We start from the raw sequence: 21,236 nt of genomic DNA on the forward strand, positions 1-21,236 counted from the left end.
GGAGTAAGATGAAAGAAGCAGTCATTGTTGATCTTAACGGATTTATGAAAGATGTAACGCTTGTCACAGATGATGTGACAGGCGTTTTTCCTTTGTTCAAGCCACATCAGATAACAGAAAGTACTGAAGAGTTACAACAATCGTCACCAGAGATAATCGGTTATATTATTGCTATTGCCGTTCCAGCGGGGTTGTATAAACCTAAATTTGACTTTAACGCCTGGGAGCTTTATGACAAGCCACGAGGGCCGGAGATGGTCGATCATGGAGAATCCATGAAGGATGGAAACATCGTTTACAAAAAGCTGCAAGAAGTAAAGTTATGGATTGAAGGGAAATCCGAAGATGAACAAGATATGATGTGGGACCTGTCAAATCAGTCTTTAGCAGAAGAAAAAAACAATGCTTCTTCTGGGGAAATGAAGAAAAAGAAGTGGAAATTAGCTTCCATCTACAAGCGTTTATTGAATAAACAGTGAACAGTAGTTATACGAGATAAACATTACGGATTAATTATGGAAGCACCGTACGATTTTTGTTTTCCAATTCTAGGGGAAGTTAATTCCCTATCTGCTATCATTCGTTAATAGTGAGGAGGCTCAACAGGTGGACTATAACGCAAAAACCAATTGGCAGTTTGACGAAACTGTTACAGAGAACGACTTAAACCGTATTGAGCAGGGGATAAAAGATGTCTACGAATCATGCATGACCAAACAACCACCAGTTCCCATTTTCCTGCAGCCTGGCCCACAAGTCATCGAAAGCGACGTTGTAGCGCCGCTGACCGGGTTGCAGATCAAGGGGCGGTCATTGCTGAATTTGCTTGGACGGGACGGGAATTGCGAGGATTTAAGTGTATGGGGAATTTTCCAAGTTTCACAGGCGCTTGATTCCAAAAACAAGAGCATTGGAAATAATGCCATTAAGCTGACCTTATCAACCGGATTCACAAGCGGCAGCACAAGCACGGTTGGAGCCCGCACATTCTCCTTCAAAGCTGGTAAATATTACATTGCCATCGCGGACATAAAAAACGGCAATGCGACGAACGGAAACTTTTACATTAACGGCACAACGGCAGCAAAAGGACAACACATCATTACCGCAACGGACAAATTTAATCCGGCGTGGAGGGCATACAATCCGGCTGCTGACGTTAGCGGTTTGTCTATGGTATTAGGCATAAACGGAGCGGCGGGGCAATATGCGTATTTTGATGGCGTGCGTATATACGAAATCACTCAATCCGACTACAACGCACTTGATACGATGACCCCGGAGCAGATCGCCGCCAAATGGCCGTACGTTGACGATATGAAAAGCGTCTACTCGCCGTATATCATCAGGAACGGGGAGAACATGCTGCCGCCGTATGCGGAGTGGGGAACCAGAAACACAGCTATGACAATTGCCGCTCCTTACAGCGCTGGCGTAAGCGGCAAGACGGTGGGAACCACCTATTCTCAGATCATAGAAATTCCAGTTGTAGACGGGCAGACGTACACGTTCACCGTTCCTGTAACCATCGCGAACATTGGCGGCACCATTGGTTTCGGTGCGTTTTATAACCTAGAACCTTGGGACGCTAAAGGTAATAAGCTACCAAACTTAGATTCAGCTCCATATGCAACGGCAAACGGCACGACAGTATTGCAAAAAACTATAACCATTCCTGCAAATGTCGTCAAACTGGTTATCGTGTTTGGAATAGATACAGGGGTTACTGGTGACTTTACCTTCTCAAATCCGACGCTCAACGTCGGGTCCGAGGCGAGACCGTTCAAGCCTCGTAACGACGATCACCTGTTTTTCCCGAATGTCCAACTTGCCTCGAACGTTGACGGAACGATACGCGATACGCTGTTTCAGCGCGACGGGAAGTACTGGAAACAGGCGCGGTTTAGAACGATGGAGTTGACAGGGGATTTTAAGTGGACAATTCTGGGAAATGGTCCGGGCTGGAGAAGTGTAACAACGGACGCTAATACTGTAGTTGGCGCACAATTGGTATCAAACTTTGGTTTATGTACTTTTACAAAATTTGATGGGAAGGTTCTTGGCCCTTATAGCATAACTTCCGGACTAGACACGGGATGGATTCCAACAGATTACTCCGTTCGGGTAGGTGTTCCAAATATCGATTCAGGATGGAGCGATTCATACACTAACCTGTCCGAAGACGAAATTAAGGCGTATTTCTACGGGTGGCAATTGCTGCAAACGAATGGCCAGCCATGGAATGGTGGAAACCCAATAGATAAACGTTGGTTTGCGAGGTGGTCTCCGGGCGCTATATGGGACCCTATAACAGATAATGTTTACACCAAACGCGAAATACCGAAGGGTCCAGCACCTGGATTCACGCCCTACAAACTCCAATACCAACTTGCCGCGGCTACCGTTGAAGAAATCTCGTCCGAGGGCGGGATTACGATGCATGAGGGAGTAAATAAGTTTGAAGTTGGTACTGGGATGATTGTAAAAGAGAGGGCTAATCCCCAATTGATCACAGGAAACTACTGGATCAATGGAGGAACAACAGCAAGCAAACTAAAATATCGACCAATCAAAATGCTAAGTATTGCGGCTAATGGGAAAGAAACAATTTCTAGTTGGACACGCTTTGTACCTAGTGAAACTGCCGAATATGGTCTTATGAATGCGTCGATTAATCAATCTAACTTTGACCCTGCCGCAGCGTACACTGTGTCATATCTCGCGCTTGATCAGTACGCGCTATCCTGCAATCTTCTTTCGCTCGAAGCCGCGCATCCAACGAATATGAAATCCGTCGTTGATACATTGGCAGCCGGACACGCCGATATGGCTGCGCGAGTCGGGGCGCTTGAGATAACGCGGGCACAGCGGGTGCAGCCGCAGTGGATTGCGCCGACGCTACTTAACGGGTGGGTGAATGCAAACTATGGTAATGACGCGCCTGTGCAGTATATGAAAGATAGCTCAGGCTTGGTCCACATTGTTGGCCTTGCAAAAGACGGGGAAATCGGAAAGGAGATGTTTATACTTCCTCTCGGATACCGACCTTCCAAGACGCTGACTTTTGTTACGGTGTCTAATAACGGGACTAGCGAAATACTCAGTAGAGTTTGGATTAGGCCCACTGGAGAGGTGGTACCGGCGTCGGGTTCTGGTGCAGTGTGGTACTCCATGAGTATCCCACATTTCTTAGGAGAACAATAACGGAGGTGTACAATGAAAGAAGCAATCGTAGTTGCCCTAAACGGATTTATGACGGACATAACGCTCGTAGACGACAATGTCACGGGCGTTTTCCCTATCTATCGGGGAACAAAAGCCGCGTGGCAAGTCCACGGAAGACGAAGCGGAACAGTCAGCGCCGGAGCTGGTCGCCTATATGGTCGCCGTTCCGGTCCCGGATGGCCTGTACAAGCCGCAACAGGCCTTAAAGCTGTGGATCGAAGGGTTTACGATGGAGGAAATTGTGGCAATAAAGAATCCTCCCAAGCAACCGACAGCGGAAGAGAGGATGGCTGCATTAACAGCGCAATTAAAAAAGCAGGAAGAACAAGCAGCAGCCGTTAGCGGTGACTTGCAGGCATTTATGGAATACATCGCGAAAAGGCTGGATCAATCAGCAAGAGTATGACGATATCATCGCTTTAAAAACGGAAACAGATGCTGCGTCGGTCTGAAATAATATAGCTTCTGCTGCCCCGATCCCATCGGGGCAATTTTTACGCCCTTCTCTGGGCTGAAAGGAGGAATACATGGACAAATCCGCGATTGTCAAAACAGGCTTTGGCGTCATTGGCAGCTTCATCTCATGGGTTGTCGGCGGGCTCGGGCTCGCCTTTACCGTCTTGCTGGGACTAATGCTGTTGGATTATGCTACGGGGCTTATGGCGGGATACGTCAGGAAGGAGCTCAGCAGCCGCACTGGAACGACTGGTCTGCTTCGAAAAACTTACATCATCATTCTTGTCGGCTGCGTGTATATGATCGAACTGTCGGTCTTAAACTCGAATGGCGTAATTGGCGACGGCGTCGTTATCGCGTATAGCGTTATTGAGTTTCTAAGCATCGTTGAAAATGGCGGTAAGCTTGGGGTACCTCTCGGACCGTTGAGCAACGTCATTTCAGCGATTAAAGGAAAGGAGGAGCGTCATTGACACGGAAGCAATTTATCGCCATCGTTGCGCCTGTCGCTGTGGAACCGAGGAGGGAAGGATCTCCGATCTTTCCTTCGCTTCGAATCGCTCAGGCGTTACTGGAAACCGGCGGCAAGATCCATGAGTGGAACAATCTTGTCGGTTATAAAGTCGGCAGCGGCCGGCCCAATAAGTTTTGGAAAGGAAAATCGGTAAGCACCAAGGCATGGGAAGTATATGACGGCATCCGAGTAGATGGAGTAAAAGCCCATTGGCGCGCCTACGACTGCCTCGAGGATTGCTTCCGGGATCAGGACTTGCTTTTTCAAGTCTGTGGTTGAAAATCTTGGAGTATTCGGCGTTCCGCTGCCGTCTGGCTTGGCCAAATTCGTAGAGCAGTTGCAACAAAAAGGGCAGGGGGAAGACAAAAAATGAATGGGTTCAAAATGAAATTTCCAATCACGACCCGGTATTTGACGGGGCCAAGTAAAAGACGCCCGTGCATTCCGATGCCGGGCGTTCGTTTTATGGTGGCGCATGATACCGGGAATCCCGGATCAACTGCGGCAGGCAACGTGTCGTATTACAAGCGCAGCCGGAACGACATGTCGGCTTCGGCACATTTGTTTGTGGACGACCGGGAGATTATCGAGTGCATCCCATTTTTGACCGGGACTCCGGAGAAGGCGTATCACGTCGTCTATAATGTCACGACAGACAATAAGATGTACGGTTGCAATTCGAACGACGCAGCGGGCGGTGTGGAGCTCTGCTACGGTGGCCGGATCAACCTGCAGGAGGCGTACAAGCGGTACATATGGGTGCTGGCCTACGCCTGCTATCGGTACGGCTTGAACCCGGCGACGGACATAACAGGGCACCATATCCTCGATCCGGCGAGGAGGAGGGACCCGGTGAACGCCTTACGGCTTCTCGGGAAGAAGTTTGAGCAATTCATAGCCGATGTGGTAGCTGAATATCAGGAATGTACGAATGAGGAGGACAAGCCTATACTTGAAGCAGGAGTAGCTAATACAATCATTGATACGTGGATGGGTCCGGCTTGGAAGGAAGTAGACGCCAAGCGGAGGGAGGCGGATCAAGCCGGAAACGGCACAACGGCTGCGGCACATCAAAAACAGGCGGATTATATCCATTGGCTCGCAAATGAGCTTCGGAAAGCATCCGGGCAGGTTTTGCAATAATTTAGATGTATAACGAAAATGGACTAACCTCCCTACTGGCTTCGGCTGGTAGGGATTTTTTATTTTGATATGGAAATATGTGGCTAGAACCGGAAGTATGCGGCTTAGAGGTACCTTGGTTCTCATCGGTGGACAATATTTCGGGACTTAACGGTGAACGTCGAGCGGCCTTAACTGAACGATTCCCTGTTCAGGGAATCTAGCCGCACATGCTCCTTTTGAGTCTTCACATAGCTCATTCATACAAGCTTTTACATTCCTTCTATCCAATGGAATAATCCGCTTTCCCCCATACAAGGGCAAGGTAGACACGCGCGGAAGAAACATGCTATCATTACACTGTTTCCAGGCAAAAGTTTTCTACAATTTCATATCATATAGAGCAGGTGCCGACAACCGTTGAAAACGGAATCGGCTTAAAAGGGAAGCCGGTGAAAGTCCGGCACGGTCCCGCCACTGTAAGCGAGGAGTTTTTTCCGTATCGTGTACGCCACTGTTGTCAAGTCAATGGGAAGGCTGCGGAAAAAGCGATGAGACGCAAGTCAGGAGACCTGCCCGCTCTGTTGCGGCTGTGATGTTCGACGACGGCCAGCAACGAAGTCACCACAAAACCTACGCGGATAGGGAGGTGTACGGGAGCGGTACAGGACAGGCAGCAAGGCTGGTGATCTGGCGTCACAGCGACGCTCGTCGCATAAGTCAATGCTGGCTGCACTCGTCTCAGCAACCTAAGCTCGCACAAGCATCTTCCGACACAAGGGAGATGCTTTTTTAAATTTCTCTCTCCGTTTCTGGACAAAGAAATCGGCATGAGGCGTCAGATGAATGAATAGGTTTATCGCATGGACAGCCGGCTGGGTACGACAGTTACAGGCATCGGAAGCCTGGTACTCTATGAGGAAGCATACTTGACAGGAGGCGGCAATGATGAAGGGAAAATTGTCAGTCATCGGGTTTGGCCCGGGCAGCTTCGAACATATTACGAAACGGGCAAGGGAAGCGATCCAGGAAAGCGACGTCGTGATCGGCTACAACACGTATGTGGATCTGATCCGGGGGCTTTTGAACGAGCAGCAGGTGGTCCGTACCGGGATGACGGAAGAGGTCAGCCGGGCGCAGGAAGCGGTACGTCAAGCCGAAGCCGGGAAACGGGTGGCGGTCATTTCGAGCGGCGATGCGGGCGTGTACGGCATGGCAGGGCTCATTTATGAAGTGCTGATGGAAAAAGGATGGCGGCGCGAGGAAGGCGTCGAAGTGGAGATCGTTCCCGGCATTTCGGCGATCAACTCTGTGGCTTCGCTGCTGGGCGCTCCGGTTATGCACGACGCATGCACGATCAGCTTGAGTGACCATTTGACGCCGTGGGAGATCATCATTCGCCGGGTGGAAGCGGCGGCTTCCGCCGATTTCGTCATTGCGCTGTACAATCCGCGCAGCGGCCGACGCACGCGGCAGATCGTCGAGACGCAGCGCGTGCTGCTTCAGTACCGCTCGCCGGATACGCCGGTCGGCATCGTGAAGAGCGCCTACCGCGATCGCCAGGACGTAGTTATAACGACGCTTGGCAAAATGCTCGAGCACGATATCGGCATGCTGACGACGGTCATCATCGGCAATTCGACGACGGTCGTCTACGACGGGCTAATAATCACGCCGCGCGGATACCAGCGCAAATATACGCTGGACGCCGACGTGCAGCCGCTCCGGCCCCACGAAAGGCTGCGGACGGAAGCGGAGCCTTGGTCGCTGGATGCGCAGCAGGAAGAAGCGTCCAAGAGCATGGGCGAGGAAAACAAAGCGTTGGCCGTCGAATCGCGTTCAGACGGGTCGAGCGAGTCTATGAAAGGCCCATACATCGTCGATTCGATGCTCGATCCGCTGGGCGGACCGGTTTACGGATCGAGAACGGGCGGCGAATCGCCGCTGGCCCTCGCGCTGGAAGCGCTACGGCTTGTCGATGCGCACCGGGGCGTTCCCGAGACGGCTGAAGGCGAGCGGAGCGGCCTCTTGTTTAAGCAGGAGCAAATTTTGGAGTTTGCCGTAAGCCCGGGGCTTGCGGAGAAAAAGCTGACGGCGCAGCAGCTCCTGCTGCTTGCGGAAGTTGTCGGCGAGCACGGGACAATGGAGTATACGCCGCATCACCAGATGCTCGTGCGCATTGCGACGTCGGAGCCGGAAAGCGTAACCGGACGGCTTCGGGCTGCCGGACTGCTGCTCGCTCCGGTCGGCGATGTCGCGCAGATCAAGGCTTGCGATTTTTGCAATATGGATAAGGCCGATTCGGTGCCGTACGCCGAAGAGCTGCATCGTCGTCTGGGGGGCATGCGCGTACCGAAGGAGCTGAAAATCGGCTTCAACGGATGCGGCATGGCCTGCTATGGCGCGGTGAAGGAAGATATTGGAATTGTGTACCGCCGGGAGAAATTCGATTTGTTCCTCGGGGGCAAAACGGTCGGGCGCAACGCCCACGTGGCGCAGCCGGTCGCCGAAGGAATCGAGCCGGAGCGTCTGGTCGAAACGATCGAGCGCATTGTAGCGCGTTATGCGGCGGACGGGCATCCGAACGAACGGTTTCATAAATTTTATAAACGCGTCAAGGAGCTGGAAGGTTACCGGCATCAGGAAGTGCCGGCGTTCCAGATCGAGAATGCGGTGTGCGGGGATTAAAGCTAACGCGCTATTTGAAGCAGTTGCACTACTATAGCGATAAGCGACAATGACAATGAGGAGGAAGCGCATGAACGCAGTATTGTTTGTAGGCCATGGCAGTCGTGACCCGGAAGGAAACGAGGAGATCCGGGAGTTTGTCCGTTCGGTGGAAGGTCGTCTCGGGGAGCCGATTGTGGAGACGTGCTTCCTGGAATTCGAGGCGCCGTCCATTTCGAAAGGCATCGCGACATGCGTAGCGAGGGGAGCCACGCGGATCGCGGTGGTGCCGATTACGCTGTTTGCGGCCGGACATGCCAAGCTGCATATTCCGGCAGCTATCGATGAAGCGAGACTGAGGTATCCGGCGGTGCAGTTTATGTACGGCCGTCCGATCGGGGTGCATGAGCTGGCGCTGGATATTTTGATCTCCAGGCTGACGGATGCAGGCGTGAACGGCTTGGCCGGGGCAGACGATACGGCGCTTCTGGTCATCGGACGCGGCAGCAGCGATGCGGATGCCAACAGCGATTTGTACAAAATTACACGGCTGCTCTGGGAGAGGCTTAAGGTAAAATGGGTAGAGACAGCGTTTATCGGCGTTACGGCGCCGCTGGTGGACGAAGGCATCGAACGATGTATCCGGCTTGGGGCGAAGCGGATCGTCCTGCTGCCTTACTTTTTGTTCACCGGCGTGCTGATCAAGCGGATGGAGCAAATGACGGAAGCTTTTGCGGAAAAGTATCCGGACCAATCGTTCGTGCTGGCAGAATATTTCGGGTTCCACCCGACGCTGCAAACGATCCTGCTGGAGCGGGCCCAAGAAGCGCTCCAAGGCGAAGCGCGAATGAGTTGCGATATGTGCCAATTCCGGCTTGAAGCGATGAAGCATATGGACCATCATCACCATCACGACCACGAGCATGGGCACGATCATCACCACCACCATGATCACGACCATCATCACGACCACGAGCACCATCATGCGCACTCTCATGATCATGATCACGATCACGCACACGGTCACTATCACCACCATCAGGAAGGCGGCGGCACGAAGCCTGCGGGGCCGTCGGAGGCGGCTGCGTCGAAAGAGGTGCTGTCATGATCGTTGTGCTGGCCGGGACGAGCGACGCGAGAGAGCTTGCGCTGCTCGTCCGCGCGGCGGGCTATCCGCTCGTCGCCACCGTCGTGACCGAGAGTGCGGCCAAGAGCCTCGAGGAAGCGGGGCTTGAGGTGCGCATGGGCCGGCTTGACGCACACGGCTTGGCCGATTTGATCCGCAGCCGCAGCGCCCAAGCGGTGGTCGATGCGAGCCACCCGTTTGCGGAGGAAGCGTCCCGCAACGCAATGGCGGCAGCCGAGCAGGCAGGGGTGCCTTACATCCGGTACGAGCGCGAGCGCGGTTCGTACGATGGGCACCCGCGGCTGTTTTTCGTCGACGATTACGAAGGGGCGGCCGAGCTGGCGGCGCAGAAGCGCGGGGTTGTCATGCTGACGACGGGAAGCAAGACGCTGCAAATTTTTGCCGAGAAGCTGATCGGGCTGCCGGACACGACGCTGGTGGCGCGCATGCTGCCGCGTAAGGACAACATGGAGAAATGCGAGCAGCTCGGCTTGGAGCAGAAGAACATTATCGCGATGCAGGGGCCTTTCTCCAAAGAGCTGAACCAGGCGCTGTACAAGCATTACGGCGTCAACGTCATCGTGACGAAGGAAAGCGGCAAGGTCGGCGCGGTGGAGGAAAAGCTGTCGGCGGCGCTTGAGATGGACATCGATACGATCGTTATTGGACGACCGCAGCTGGAGTACGGCGAAGTGTATTCGGATTTTGAAGACGTTACGAACGCGTTAAACGCATTATTTCAGGAGGTGCGCGATTAATGGATTTTCGCACGGAATTTAAACCGCTTACCGTTCAACCGCAGGAAATTGAAGAAAAAAGCTTCGAAATGATCACGGAGGAGCTTGGCGAGCACGACTATACGGAAGAGCAGTTCAAGGTCGTGCAGCGCGTCATTCATGCGTCGGCAGATTTTGAACTCGGGCGCAGCGTGGTATTCCATCCGGATGCGATCCGCGCCGGAATCGAAGCGATCCGCAGCGGCAAGCCGGTGGTGGCGGACGTGCAGATGGTGCAGGTCGGCATCAGCAAGCCGCGGCTGGCCAAATACGGCGGCGACGTGCGGGTGTACATTTCGGATGCGGATGTGATGGAGGAAGCGAAACGGCTGAACACGACCCGGGCGATCATTTCCATCCGGAAAGCGGCACGGGAAGCGGACGGCGCAATTTATGCGATCGGCAATGCACCGACGGCGCTGCTGGAGCTGATCCGCCTCGTCAAGGAAGGAGAGGCGCGTCCGGGACTGATCGTCGGCGTGCCGGTCGGCTTCGTATCGGCGGCGGAGTCCAAGGAAGAGCTGCTGAAGCTGGATGTGCCATTTATTACGAATATCGGGCGGAAGGGCGGCAGTCCCGTAGCGGTGGCTACGGTTAACGCGCTGTCGCTGCTCGCCGAACGGCAGGGATAACGCGATGGCGGACGGCGGGGAAAAGGAAACGAAGCCGCTCCGGCATGGCTATACGACGGGTGCCTGCGCGACGGCGGCGGCTCAAGCGGCGCTCGAGGCGCTGATTATGCGGGAGTCCCAGACGCAGTCGACCATTCGCCTGCCGATCGGGCAGGACGTGACGTTCGAAATCGTCGCCTGCGCTTATGCGTCCGATTGGGCGTCCGCCGAGGTGATCAAAGACGGCGGCGACGACCCGGACGCCACGCACGGCGCGCGAATCATCAGCGAGGTGTTCTGGCGCGAAGCGCCGGGAATCGAGATCGACGGCGGCGTCGGAGTCGGCCGGGTGACGAAGCCGGGGCTGCCGATCGAGGTCGGACAGGCGGCGATCAATCCGGTGCCGCGGAAAATGATCCGCGAAGCCGTCGAAGCGGTGCTGAACCGCTATGAGCTGCATCGCGGCGTGCGTGTGGTCGTTTCGGTACCGGACGGCGAAGAGATTGCGAAGAAGACGCTCAACGCCCGGCTGGGCATCCTCGGCGGCATCTCGATTTTGGGCACGCGCGGCATTGTGGTGCCGTTCTCGACAGCCGCGTACAAAGCGAGCGTCGCGCAGGCGATCCGCGTAGCGGTCAAGGGCGGCTGCAACCACGTGGTGCTGTCGACCGGCGGGCGCAGTGAGAAGTTCGGCATAGAGCTGTACCCGGAGCTGCCGGAGGAAGCGTTTGTCGAGATGGGCGATTTCGTCGGCTTTGCGATTCAGCAATGCGCGAGGCAGGGGATCAGCAAAATTACGCTTGTCGGCATGATGGGCAAATTTTCCAAAGTGGCGCAGGGCATCATGATGGTTCATTCGAAGAGCGCCCCGGTCGACTTCGGATTTCTTGCGCGCATGGCGGAGGAAGCGGGAGCGCCGGAGGCGGCTATCAAGGAAATTTGGGAAGCGAATACGGCGGCGCAGGTCGGCGATCAGATGCAGGCGCTGGGGTGTACCGCATTTTTCGACGTGATGTCCAGCCATTGCTGCCGGGAATCGCTTCGGGAAGCGGGAGCGCTTGGACCTGAAGCGAAGCTGCAAACGCCGCTGGAAGTCGAAACGGTGATCATTTCGATGAAGGCCGCGCTGTTGGGGCGCAAAAGCATGACGAACGAGGTTTAGCGGTTCGCTTGCGCTTGCATAGAGGACTACGGTTGACCGGACTCGGATTCCGGACTCCGGCAGGCGGGGCAGAAGGAAAGGGGTACACGCATGGGAGAAAAAATCGCAGTGATCGGGATTGGCGACGACGGAGCGGCGGGCTTGCCGCAGGCGTATCTCGACCGGATTCGGCAATCCTCATTATTGATCGGCGGGGAGCGGCAGCTGCAGTTTTTTGCCGATACTGCCGCTGAAAAGGTCATGCTCAAAAGCGGGCTGTCCGAGCTGACGGAGCGCCTGAGGTCAGAAACCCGGAACGCGGTGGTGCTGGCTTCGGGCGATCCGTTGTTTTACGGGATCGGAGGCTATTTGGCCGGCAAGCTGCCCGGGCGGGTGGAGGTTTACCCTCAGGTAAGCTCGCTGCAGCTTGCTTTTGCGCGGATCGGCGAAAGCTGGCAGGACGCTGTAGTCGTCAGCGCACACGGACGCAGCATACAGGGCTTGGCGCAGCGGATCGACGGCGCGAAGAAGGTGGCGCTGCTCACGGACGAGCACAATACACCGGGGGCGATTGCACGCTATTTGCTTAATTACGGTATGACCGAATATGACGCATTCGTCGGCGAGAACCTTGGCGGGCCCGCCGAGCGGACGGGCTGGTTCGGGCTGCAAGAACTGGCGGATACGGCGCAGACGCACTTTTCGCCGCTCAATGTCGTCGTGCTGCGGATGCGTAAAGACGCCGAACCGCCGCGCTGGGCGCTTGGCATCGAGGATGGAGCGTTTGCGCAGCGGAAGCCGGACAAAGGGCTCATTACGAAAAAGGAAGTCCGCGTGCTTAGCTTGGCGGCCCTGCAATTGAAGCGGGACAGCGTCGTTTGGGACATCGGCACCTGCACGGGCTCGGTCGCGATCGAAGCGGCGAAAATATGCCGCGAAGGCGCGGTGTACGCTATTGAAAAGAACGAGGGCGATCTGGACAATTTTCACGAAAACGCCCGCAAATTCCGTACGGACATTACCGCCATACACGGCAAAGCGCCGCAAGGGCTGGAGCAGTTTCCCGATCCCGACGCGGTCTTTATCGGCGGCAGCGGCGGCGAGCTGCGTGAGCTGCTCTCCGTATGCTGCGCCCGGCTGAAGCCGGAAGGGCGGATCGTGCTGAACGCGGTGACGATCGAGAATTTGTCCGCCGCGGCGCATACTTTTGCCGAGGAAGGGTTTGTGACGGACATTACGTTGACGCAGGTGAGCCGCAGCAAGCCGATTTTGGACATGACGCGGTTTGAAAGCTTGAATCCGGTATACATCATCGCAGCGCGGAAGCGGACGGATAAAGGAGAGGACGGAACGGATGAGTAAGCTGGGCACGTTGTACGGATTGGGCGTAGGGCCGGGAGACCCCGAACTGATTACGGTGAAGGCGTTTCGCCTGCTCAAGGAGTCGCCGGTGATCGCCTACCCCCGCAAGAAATCCGGGGCCAAAAGCTACGCTTTGGCAATTACGGAGCTGTACGTCGACACCCGGGAGAAGGAAATGGTCGGGTTGACCTTCCCGATGACGAAGGACCGCGAAGCGCTGGAGAAGCAGTGGAACAAGACGGTCGACACGGTATGGGGCTATCTTAGCCAAGGGAAAAACGTCGCGTTCGTCACCGAAGGCGATCCGATGCTGTACAGCACGTACATTCACCTGATGCGGCTCATGAAGGAGCGCCATCCCGAGGTGGAAGCCGTATCCATACCCGGCATCTCTTCTGTGCTTGCCGCCGCGTCGAGGCTCGGCCTGCCGCTGGCGGACGGAGACGAGCAGGTGGCCGTCGTGCCGGCGACCGACGATTACGATGCGATGCGCCGGGCGATTGAAACGCACGACTGCGTCGTGTTCATCAAGGTAGCGAAGGTCATTGACCTGATGCTGACCGTGCTGCGCGATTTGGGGCTGGTCGACAAGGCGGCCGTATTGACCAAAGTAACCTCTGCGGAGGAGCTGATCTGGCGCAACATTGAGGAGCTGGCCGGACGGGAGCTGGAATATTTGACGCTGATGGTGGTGAGAAAATAGATGAAAATTTATATTATCGGAGCCGGTCCCGGCGACCCGGATTTGATCACCGTTAAAGGGCTTCGCATTCTACAGGAAGCGGACGTCGTGCTGTACACGGATTCTCTTGTCAATGAAGAGCTGATTGCCCGGGCGAAGCCGGGGGCGGAGGTGCTGCAAAGCGCGGGCATGAGCCTGGACGAGATGGTCGCGGTCATGACCGATCGTGTCAAAGCGGGCAAGCTCGTCGCTCGGGTGCATACCGGCGATCCGGCCGTGTTCGGAGCAATTATGGAGCAAAAGGCGCTGCTCGCCAAAGAAGGCATCTCCTGCGAGATCATTCCGGGCGTCAGCTCGGTGTTTGCGTCCGCAGCCGCGGTCGGCGCGGAGCTGACGATCCCGGATCTGACGCAGACGCTCATTTTGACGCGGGCCGAGGGACGTACGCCGGTGCCGGATCGTGAGCAGCTAAAAGAGCTGGCATCGCATCATTGTACGATCGCGCTGTTCCTTAGTGCGACGCTGACCAAAAAAGTCGTGCGCGAGCTGACCGAAGCCGGATGGAGCCTGGATACGCCGGTAGCGGTCGTGCAGCGGGCGACGTGGCCGGATCAATTGATCGTCCGCACGACGCTGGAGAAGCTGGACGAGGATATGCGGACGAACGGCATCCGCTCGCATGCGATGATTTTGGCCGGGTGGGCGCTTGACCCAAATATCCACGAGAAAGACGAATACCGCTCCAAGCTGTACGATAAAACATTCACTCACGGCTACCGCAAAGGAGTGAAGGACTGATGAGCGCGAAGGGCGGAGACGGAGAGCGGAACAGTATGTTGGCGGCGTCGGCCGCAGCTTCGAAAGGAGCGGCGGGCAATACGCCGGGAACTGCAACGGACTGGACTCAGCCTATTGTTCTGCAGGAAGGCGTGATCCCTGCGGTTCGCTTGAACGGCGATTACGCCGTCGTCGCCATTACGAAGCACGGCGTGGAGCTGGCACGGCGTTTGCAGAGCACTTTTTCCCATGCCGACGTGTACTACATGTCCAAATTCGCGCGAGGCGACGAGGCGGCCAAAGGCATCCAATTGTTCGAGGGCAGCGTGCGGCTGCTGTTTCCCGCGCTGTTTCCGGCGTATAAGGGTATCGTTTGCATCATCTCGCTGGGCGCGGTGGTCCGGATGATCGCGCCACTGCTGGAGGATAAAAAGAAAGACCCCGGCATCGTCGTCATCGACGATAAAGGGGAGCACGTCATCAGCGTGCTGTCGGGTCATCTGGGCGGAGCCAACGAGCTGACGCGCGAGGTGGCGGCGGCGCTGGGCGCCAGGCCTGTGCTGACGACCGCGTCGGACGTGCAGAAGACGATCGCCGTCGACCTGTTCGGTCGCCGCTTCGGCTGGACGTGGGAGTCGGACGACAAGCTGACGCCGGTTAGCGCGTCTGTTGTCAACGAAGAGCGCGTCGCCGTCGTCCAGGAGTCCGGCGAGCCGGACTGGTGGCTGTACGACACGCCGCTGCCGCAGACGATCCGCGTGTACGACGACGTGCGGAGCGCGCTGGAGGACGAGCCGCAGGCGGCGCTGGTGGTTACGCACCGGCTGTTGGAGGCCGACGAGGAAGCGATTCTCGCCAATGGCGTGCTATACCGACCGAAGGCGATTGCGCTCGGCATCGGCTGCAACCGCGGAACGGCGGCGGAGGAGATCGAAGCGGTGATCCGCGAGACGCTCGAAGAGCTGCGCTTTTCGATCCGCAGCGTCAAGGCGGTCTGCACGATCGACCTGAAAAAAGACGAGGAAGGGCTGCTTGCCGTCTGCGCCAAATACGGCTGGCCCCTCGAATGCTACACGCCGGCCGAATTGAACGAGATGCCGATGGAAGAGCCGTCGGACACGGTGTTCAAGTTCACCGGCGCTTACGGAGTCAGCGAGCCTGCGGCCAAACGATACACCGGCGCGGAGCGGCTGGTCCTCACCAAAAAGAAAAGCGGCAACGTGACGATTTCCGTCGGTCTTCTGGCGTTTGGGAAGTAGCCACGCGCACGCGGCTGCTGAATAGAAATAAAACCGGAAATTTCAGCTTTGCAGCGGAAAGGAGCCGATGAACCTCATGAGCGAATCTAGAGCGCACCGAAGCCTTGTCGTCGCTGGAACGGGAAGCGGAGCGGGCAAAACGACCATCACCCTCGGCCTCATGGCGGCGCTCCGCCGCCGGGGAATGACGGTGCAGGGCTTCAAATGCGGCCCGGACTATATCGATCCGACGTATCATAAGGCGGTGACGGGCAGACCGTCCCGCAATTTGGACAGCTGGATGCTGACCTCGGACACGGTGAAGGAAATTTACGCCCGGGCTTCCCGGGATGCGGACATTTCGATCATCGAAGGCGTGATGGGATTTTACGACGGCAAAGATCCGTTGTCCAATACGGGAAGCACGGCGGAAATCAGCCTGCTGCTCGATTGTCCCGTCCTGCTTGTCGTCAACTGCCAGAGCATGGCCCGCAGCGCCGCGGCCATCGTCAAAGGCTTCCAGTGCCTGGAGCCGCGCGCCCGTATCGCCGCCGTATTCGCCAACAAGGTAGGCAGCGACGGGCATTACCGGATCGTGAAGGAAGCGATCGAACAGGAATGTGGCATTCCCGTTATCGGGTACATGAAGCGGGAGGACGCGCTTTCCGTCCCCGAACGCCATCTGGGGCTGGTGCCGTCCATCGAGCGCGGGGAGCTTGGCGGCTTGTTCGAAGCGCTGGCTGACCGGATGGATCAGACGGTTGATATGGACCGTCTGCTGGAGCTGGCGCAAGCGTCCGAGCCTCCGGCCGTCCCGGAGCCGCGCTTATTCGCCGAGCCGTCCCGCCGTTATTGTGTAAGGATGGCGGTTGCCCGGGACGCCGCATTTCATTTTTATTACCCGGAAAATTTGGAGCTGCTGGAGCTGTACGGGGCGGAGCTTGTCTACTTCTCGCCGCTGGCGGGCGAGCCGCTGCCGGAAGACGTGCAGGGCTTGTATATCGGCGGCGGGTTTCCCGAGGAATTTGCGGAGCGGCTAAGCGCCCAGACGCAGGTCACGGACTCGATCCGCAGCGCCGTGGAGCGCGGGCTTCCGACGCTGGCCGAATGCGGCGGCTTTATGTATTTGACCGGAGCAATCGGAGATATGCAAGGGCGAAGCTACCCAATGCTGGGCCTCGTCCCGGGTCAAGTGACGATGCAGACCAAGCTGGCGGCGCTCGGACTGCGGGAGGTCACGGGAGCGGAAGACAACTTTCTGCTGCCTGAAGGGGAGACGGCCCGCGGACACGAATTCCATTACTCGGTCTACGAGCCGCAGTCGGAGCTGCCTCACGCTTACGAGACGAAGGGACTGCGCGGCGTGAAAAAGGACGGCTGCCTGCTCCATCGGACGGTAGCCGGCTATACGCATTTGCATTTTGCTTCGAACCCCGGCATCGTGGCACGCTGGCTGGAATGCTGCGAAGCGTACGGCCGTTAGAAATCTCGTGAATACGGCGGGAAGCTTTGTATAAATAGACAATAGGGCTAATCGGCGGTCGGTCGCACGACTCGTCGATTAGCCCTTTTTGGCGTGGACTGACCCGCAATACGATCCGATAAAAACAGACCCGCGGCGTCTTTTCCTGCGATGGAGGGATTCGCATGGAAGCTAACGGCTTCCGGAGCGAAACAGCGTCTCGCCGACAAATCCGCCTTCTCCCGCACCGGGCGGACAAGCGAACACGGCACTGGACACATGCGAAGTAAATTTATTGAGCGCATCCAGCTTCGCCAGAATGGACTGCATGGGAATGAACTGCTGTTTGACGCTCCGCTGAAAGCTGATAAATAAGAGGCCGGCATCCCAATCGCCTGTCCCAGCGTCGATCCCGTCGACGTAGGAATAAGCCCGGCGAAGCATTTTCGTTCCCGCGCTGCGGGCTTGCCACACGTGAGAGCTTCCCGGAAAATGGCCCAGCGGAGCCGGGTCGAATTCATTGTTTCTGCCAAAAGGAGCGCCGCTCTCCTTCAGTCGACCGAAGGTGATCTCCTGCTCGGCGAGCGTGGCTTGGTCCCACTGCTCCAGAAACATGCGAATTTTGCGCGCGACCAAATAAGAGCCGTTCGCCATCCATGCGGGCGTGTCGGACGATGCTACCCAGACGTGCTGCGATCTTGCCGCATCCGAATCGAGCTCGCGGTTGGCCGTGCCGTCCTTGAATCCAAACAGATTTCTCGGCGTCTGCCCGTCGGGGGCTCGGATGAAGCCGTTCTGAACCCAGCGGATCGCCGCGGTGCCCTTGGAAGCTTTAGCCAGGTTGCGGATCGCATGGAAAGCGACGCCCGGATCGTCTGCGCATGCCTGCACCCCGATATCTCCGCCGCACCATTGCGGGTTGAGTTGGTCGCCGGGCATAGGCGGAATATCCGATAGCTCGGCCGGCCGCTCGGAGGCGAGGCCGAAGCGGTCTTTGCCGTTGCTTTGGAACAGCGTGGGTCCGAACCCGAACGTGAGGGTCAGATTCGAGGGGGAGAGCCCCTTCGTTTCTCCGGTATCCGTCGGCGGCGAGGTGACGTCTTCGCCTTCTTTCAGAGGCTTCCCGGCTGTCATGATAGCGCTGGAGGCGGACCATTCTTGCAATAATTTCAATAGCTGCCCGGCATCCTCATGCAAAATATCGAATGCGGCGAAGCATACGTACGGCTGCTGAGGGGTGACGATCCCGGCCTGATGCGGACCGAAAAAAGGGACGGCATCGTCAGCATTCACTTGAGGCTTCGTCACCGGCGTGCCGGAGCCCGGGCCCGGATCGGCGCGTTTAAGAGACATGAAGGTTGCCATCCCGCTCATGCCCATCACAACGCCGGTTCCGGCAATGGCGGTCAGTTTCAGCATGTCGCGCCGGCTGATCGATTCACCCTCCACTTCCGGCAGTTCCTCCGTGGTTGTGTTCTTTTCTTCCTCAGGCGTACGGTTCATTGAAAAAGCCCCCTTGATTTTATGCGTCAATCCCGGCAAGACCGGCGGTGTTTCGGTACACATGGTATCGAGCTGCAGCTCTTTTTGCGTTAACCGTTATCATGGTTCTCACAGGGTTAGGATGGATTAAAAAGAGACCAATCAGTTTCTTTTTTACAGTAATTCAGAATTCGGTTGTTTTCAACCGTCTCATGTTACGAATTTGCGACAGCCGTAAGCCGTATCTCGGCGGAATCCGGGGTGCGAGGTGAAGTTGGCAACCGATTTGCCGGTCGAGGAGTGGCGGGAGTTGGACCCGATGACCCCGGCAGACGAGAGGCAGGAAGGGAACGCGATTGCTTTTGCCATCAAGCCGTACGAGATCGATCCGCTGCTGTTGCAGATGAACGGCTGCTAAAAAATGAAAAGAGGATAGAAGCGGCAGAACCAGGTCTGCTGCTCTATCCTTTATGAACTTACCCGATCAATACCCCGCCGTCCGCCAGAAGCCATTTTACTCGGCAGACTGCGGGTCGAGGCAGCCCGGGAACATGCCGGTGGAGATGGCGAGCCGGTTCCAGCCGTTGATCGTTACGATGGCCATGATCAGCGTGACATATTGTTTCTCATCAAAATGCTCACGCACCCGTTCGTACAAGCTTTGCGGCACTCCGCCGTCCGAGATCAGCGTCACGGCTTCCGTCAGCTCAAGAGCTGCCCGTTCCGCTTCCGTGAAGAATGGCGATTCCCGCCAAACGCTAATGAGATGAATCCGGTGTTCGTTGCCGCCGGCTTTCAGCAGCGCCTGCGTATGCATATCGAGGCAAAAAGCGCAGCCGTTCATTTGCGACGCCCGGATTTTGATCAGCTCGTAGAGCGTGTGGTCCAGCCCGCTGCTTGCGATCAGTTTCTCCAGGCCGAGCATCGTCTCATACACTTTCGGGTTCACTTCGTAATGATTCATTCTTACCTTCATGCAAATCCACTCCTTCGGTTTTTGTTTTTATTTGCTTACACTCCTAAGACGATGCAGCGATTTATTTTGTGACCGGACCATTCCCCCCCCCTTGCCGCTTTCCCGCCGATTGCGTCCGAGCCGTCGACAAGTATTGATCCGTGCGTATGTCCCGCATGAACATGCTAGGAATCGCGCCGTTTGCGCTTGCATTCGGCCGCCGGTTTGCATATAATACTTCTCATATACTGAATACTGCCAAATGCGTTGACGGAGAAAAGTAAGCAGTGCCTCTTGACAGGGAGGAGACGCCGGAGATTGAGAGCGTGTCCGAAGAACCAGGCTGCCGAAGTTCGCTCCCGAGCAGTCCTTTGAACCCGCGCGGTCTATCCGACCCGTCGGCAAGTAGGAGGAACCGGTCCGAACGCAAGTTCACGAACCGTTACGTTCAATGAAGAAAGAAGACTTCAAGGCGGCTTCGCCTGTCTTCTGAACAAGGGTGGTACCACGGCTTTTTCGTCCCTTACCGGGATGGAAAAGCCTTTTTTGCGTTCGCGGACATGGCGGTAGAAATCATACAAGGAGGGAATGCAGGCATGAAAGAACGATTGCTTACATTGAAGGAAGAAGCGCTGCGCGAGCTGGCCCAAGTGGAAAACCAGCAGCAGCTTGCCGACCTTCGGATCAAGTATTTGGGCAAAAAAGGCCCGCTGACGGAAATTTTGCGCGGGATGGGAGCTTTGAGCGCGGAGGAGCGTCCGGTCATCGGTCAGGTGGCTAACGAGGTTCGCGGCGCGATTGAGGAAGTCATCGAGGCGAAGCAGGCGGCATACAACGAGGCGGAGACGAACACACGGCTTGCGGCGGAGCGGATCGACGTATCGCTGCCGGGACGTCCGGCGGCGCGCGGCGCGGTGCATCCGATCAGCAAAGTGATCGAGGAGATCGAGGATATTTTCATCGGGATGGGCTATACGGTAGCCGAAGGTCCCGAGGTGGAGCAGGATTACTACAATTTCGAAGCGCTCAACCTGCCGAAAAACCACCCGGCCCGCGACATGCAGGATTCGTTCTACATTACTGACGAAATTCTGATGCGGACCCAAACGTCGCCTGTTCAGGTTCGTACGATGGAGAAAATGAAAGGGCATGCGCCGGTCAAAATCATTTGTCCCGGCAAGGTATACCGCCGCGACGACGATGACGCGACCCATTCCCATATGTTTACGCAAATCGAGGGACTGGTCATCGACCGGAACATCCGGATGAGCGATCTGAAAGGAACGCTGCTCCAATTCGTGCGCGAGCTGTTCGGCTCCAAGACGCAAATTCGTCTTCGCCCGAGCTTTTTCCCTTTCACCGAACCGAGCGTGGAAGTGGACGTAACCTGCGCCATGTGCGGAGGCAGCGGCTGTCGGGTATGCAAGCAAACCGGCTGGCTCGAAATTTTGGGGGCAGGGATGGTACATCCGCGCGTGCTCGAAATGGGCGGTTACGATCCGGAGGAATACAGCGGTTTTGCGTTCGGTCTCGGCGTCGAGCGGGTGGCTATGCTGAAGTACGACATTGAAGATATCCGGCATTTCTATACGAACGATCTGCGCTTCTTGAAGCAGTTCGTGCATTTGTAAGCGAGAGGA

At 56.4% G+C, this 21,236-nt stretch carries 20 protein-coding genes and 1 riboswitch; of the genes, 18 read left to right on the plus strand and 2 right to left on the minus strand.

Translation table 11 applies throughout. The features are described 5' to 3' along the window. Positions 1-8: 8 nt before the first annotated feature. The 16 genes from NLX71_RS10135 (at position 9) to NLX71_RS10210 (ending at position 17,180) form a co-directional block, all read left to right on the plus strand. Positions 9-479 (plus strand): hypothetical protein, encoded by a 471-nt coding sequence (locus NLX71_RS10135; RefSeq protein ID WP_254363500.1) that lies wholly within the window; start codon positions 9-11, stop codon positions 477-479. Between the two features lie 127 nt (positions 480-606). Then, the gene (locus tag NLX71_RS10140) at positions 607-3,204 is read left to right on the plus strand and encodes a hypothetical protein (RefSeq protein WP_254363502.1); all 2,598 of its coding nucleotides are present in this window, start codon (positions 607-609) and stop codon (positions 3,202-3,204) included. A 175-nt stretch (positions 3,205-3,379) separates the two neighbouring features. Further along, positions 3,380-3,631, plus strand: a complete 252-nt coding sequence (locus NLX71_RS10145; RefSeq protein ID WP_254363503.1) for a hypothetical protein — start codon at positions 3,380-3,382, stop codon at positions 3,629-3,631. 121 nt (positions 3,632-3,752) lie between these two features. Beyond that, positions 3,753-4,154: a phage holin family protein gene (locus NLX71_RS10150; protein WP_254363504.1), complete on the plus strand. Its 402-nt coding sequence runs from the start codon at positions 3,753-3,755 to the stop codon at positions 4,152-4,154. Next, positions 4,151-4,474, plus strand: coding sequence for a glucosaminidase domain-containing protein (locus NLX71_RS10155; protein WP_254363505.1), 324 nt, complete (start codon positions 4,151-4,153; stop codon positions 4,472-4,474). The genes NLX71_RS10150 and NLX71_RS10155 overlap by 4 nt, the downstream gene beginning before the upstream one ends. 90 nt (positions 4,475-4,564) lie before the next feature. After that, entirely contained in the window at positions 4,565-5,338 is a 774-nt protein-coding gene (locus NLX71_RS10160) for a peptidoglycan recognition protein family protein (protein ID WP_254363506.1), read from the plus strand. Positions 5,339-5,705: 367 nt separating this feature from the next. Further along, positions 5,706-5,911, plus strand: a riboswitch (cobalamin riboswitch). Between the two features lie 354 nt (positions 5,912-6,265). Continuing rightward, complete coding sequence (gene cobJ, locus NLX71_RS10165) at positions 6,266-8,005, plus strand: precorrin-3B C(17)-methyltransferase (RefSeq protein ID WP_254363580.1); 1,740 nt, start codon at positions 6,266-6,268, stop codon at positions 8,003-8,005. 70 nt (positions 8,006-8,075) lie between these two features. Beyond that, the gene (locus NLX71_RS10170) at positions 8,076-9,092 is read left to right on the plus strand and encodes a sirohydrochlorin chelatase (RefSeq protein WP_254363507.1); all 1,017 of its coding nucleotides are present in this window, start codon (positions 8,076-8,078) and stop codon (positions 9,090-9,092) included. Next, positions 9,089-9,868, plus strand: coding sequence for a precorrin-6A reductase (cobK, locus tag NLX71_RS10175; RefSeq protein ID WP_254363508.1), 780 nt, complete (start codon positions 9,089-9,091; stop codon positions 9,866-9,868). The genes NLX71_RS10170 and cobK overlap by 4 nt, the downstream gene beginning before the upstream one ends. Further along, positions 9,868-10,518 carry a precorrin-8X methylmutase gene (locus tag NLX71_RS10180; protein ID WP_010497061.1) on the plus strand — a complete coding sequence of 217 codons (651 nt, stop codon included), beginning with the start codon at positions 9,868-9,870 and terminating at the stop codon, positions 10,516-10,518. Before cobK ends, NLX71_RS10180 begins: the two co-directional genes overlap by 1 nt. A gap of 4 nt (positions 10,519-10,522) precedes the next feature. Next, positions 10,523-11,659, plus strand: coding sequence for a cobalt-precorrin-5B (C(1))-methyltransferase (locus NLX71_RS10185; protein ID WP_254363509.1), 1,137 nt, complete (start codon positions 10,523-10,525; stop codon positions 11,657-11,659). Positions 11,660-11,749: 90 nt separating this feature from the next. Beyond that, positions 11,750-13,000: a precorrin-6y C5,15-methyltransferase (decarboxylating) subunit CbiE gene (gene cbiE, locus NLX71_RS10190; protein ID WP_254363510.1), complete on the plus strand. Its 1,251-nt coding sequence runs from the start codon at positions 11,750-11,752 to the stop codon at positions 12,998-13,000. Beyond that, positions 12,993-13,703, plus strand: a complete 711-nt coding sequence (cobI, locus tag NLX71_RS10195) for a precorrin-2 C(20)-methyltransferase (RefSeq protein WP_108534435.1) — start codon at positions 12,993-12,995, stop codon at positions 13,701-13,703. Before cbiE ends, cobI begins: the two co-directional genes overlap by 8 nt. Beyond that, positions 13,704-14,480: a precorrin-4 C(11)-methyltransferase gene (gene cobM / locus NLX71_RS10200; protein ID WP_254363511.1), complete on the plus strand. Its 777-nt coding sequence runs from the start codon at positions 13,704-13,706 to the stop codon at positions 14,478-14,480. Beyond that, positions 14,480-15,718 (plus strand): cobalt-precorrin 5A hydrolase, encoded by a 1,239-nt coding sequence (locus tag NLX71_RS10205; RefSeq protein ID WP_254363512.1) that lies wholly within the window; start codon positions 14,480-14,482, stop codon positions 15,716-15,718. Before cobM ends, NLX71_RS10205 begins: the two co-directional genes overlap by 1 nt. A gap of 76 nt (positions 15,719-15,794) precedes the next feature. Beyond that, the gene (locus tag NLX71_RS10210) at positions 15,795-17,180 is read left to right on the plus strand and encodes a cobyrinic acid a,c-diamide synthase CobB (RefSeq protein ID WP_254363513.1); all 1,386 of its coding nucleotides are present in this window, start codon (positions 15,795-15,797) and stop codon (positions 17,178-17,180) included. Positions 17,181-17,351: 171 nt separating this feature from the next. On the opposite strand, the gene efeB is transcribed toward NLX71_RS10210, so the two are convergent. After that, positions 17,352-18,662, minus strand: coding sequence for an iron uptake transporter deferrochelatase/peroxidase subunit (efeB, locus tag NLX71_RS10215; protein WP_254363514.1), 1,311 nt, complete (start codon positions 18,660-18,662; stop codon positions 17,352-17,354). Positions 18,663-18,915: 253 nt separating this feature from the next. On the opposite strand from efeB, the gene NLX71_RS10220 reads away from it, so the two are divergent. Then, the gene (locus NLX71_RS10220; protein WP_254363515.1) at positions 18,916-19,059 is read left to right on the plus strand and encodes a hypothetical protein; all 144 of its coding nucleotides are present in this window, start codon (positions 18,916-18,918) and stop codon (positions 19,057-19,059) included. Positions 19,060-19,155: 96 nt separating this feature from the next. On the opposite strand, the gene NLX71_RS10225 is transcribed toward NLX71_RS10220, so the two are convergent. Beyond that, entirely contained in the window at positions 19,156-19,617 is a 462-nt protein-coding gene (locus NLX71_RS10225) for a carboxymuconolactone decarboxylase family protein (RefSeq protein WP_254363516.1), read from the minus strand. 575 nt (positions 19,618-20,192) lie between these two features. Between NLX71_RS10225 and pheS the strand changes: the two genes are divergently transcribed. After that, positions 20,193-21,227 (plus strand): phenylalanine--tRNA ligase subunit alpha, encoded by a 1,035-nt coding sequence (pheS, locus tag NLX71_RS10230; RefSeq protein WP_254363517.1) that lies wholly within the window; start codon positions 20,193-20,195, stop codon positions 21,225-21,227. Positions 21,228-21,236 lie beyond the last annotated feature (9 nt).

The sequence above is a fragment of the Paenibacillus sp. MZ04-78.2 genome, assembly GCF_024213375.1.
In the GTDB taxonomy this organism is placed as follows: domain Bacteria; phylum Bacillota; class Bacilli; order Paenibacillales; family NBRC-103111; genus Paenibacillus_G.

Coding starts and splice junctions, on each gene's coding strand:
- NLX71_RS10160 (WP_254363506.1), top strand. CDS start 4,565: ATGAATGGGTTCAAAATGAAATTTCCAATCACGACCCGGTATTTGACG.
- NLX71_RS10150 (WP_254363504.1), top strand. CDS start 3,753: ATGGACAAATCCGCGATTGTCAAAACAGGCTTTGGCGTCATTGGCAGC.
- NLX71_RS10210 (WP_254363513.1), top strand. CDS start 15,795: ATGAGCGAATCTAGAGCGCACCGAAGCCTTGTCGTCGCTGGAACGGGA.
- NLX71_RS10135 (WP_254363500.1), top strand. CDS start 9: ATGAAAGAAGCAGTCATTGTTGATCTTAACGGATTTATGAAAGATGTA.
- NLX71_RS10170 (WP_254363507.1), top strand. CDS start 8,076: ATGAACGCAGTATTGTTTGTAGGCCATGGCAGTCGTGACCCGGAAGGA.
- NLX71_RS10185 (WP_254363509.1), top strand. CDS start 10,523: ATGGCGGACGGCGGGGAAAAGGAAACGAAGCCGCTCCGGCATGGCTAT.
- efeB (WP_254363514.1), bottom strand. CDS start 18,662: ATGAACCGTACGCCTGAGGAAGAAAAGAACACAACCACGGAGGAACTG.
- cobM (WP_254363511.1), top strand. CDS start 13,704: ATGAAAATTTATATTATCGGAGCCGGTCCCGGCGACCCGGATTTGATC.
- pheS (WP_254363517.1), top strand. CDS start 20,193: ATGAAAGAACGATTGCTTACATTGAAGGAAGAAGCGCTGCGCGAGCTG.
- NLX71_RS10180 (WP_010497061.1), top strand. CDS start 9,868: ATGGATTTTCGCACGGAATTTAAACCGCTTACCGTTCAACCGCAGGAA.
- cobJ (WP_254363580.1), top strand. CDS start 6,266: ATGAAGGGAAAATTGTCAGTCATCGGGTTTGGCCCGGGCAGCTTCGAA.
- cbiE (WP_254363510.1), top strand. CDS start 11,750: ATGGGAGAAAAAATCGCAGTGATCGGGATTGGCGACGACGGAGCGGCG.
- NLX71_RS10225 (WP_254363516.1), bottom strand. CDS start 19,617: ATGAAGGTAAGAATGAATCATTACGAAGTGAACCCGAAAGTGTATGAG.
- NLX71_RS10145 (WP_254363503.1), top strand. CDS start 3,380: ATGGTCGCCGTTCCGGTCCCGGATGGCCTGTACAAGCCGCAACAGGCC.
- cobK (WP_254363508.1), top strand. CDS start 9,089: ATGATCGTTGTGCTGGCCGGGACGAGCGACGCGAGAGAGCTTGCGCTG.
- NLX71_RS10205 (WP_254363512.1), top strand. CDS start 14,480: ATGAGCGCGAAGGGCGGAGACGGAGAGCGGAACAGTATGTTGGCGGCG.
- cobI (WP_108534435.1), top strand. CDS start 12,993: ATGAGTAAGCTGGGCACGTTGTACGGATTGGGCGTAGGGCCGGGAGAC.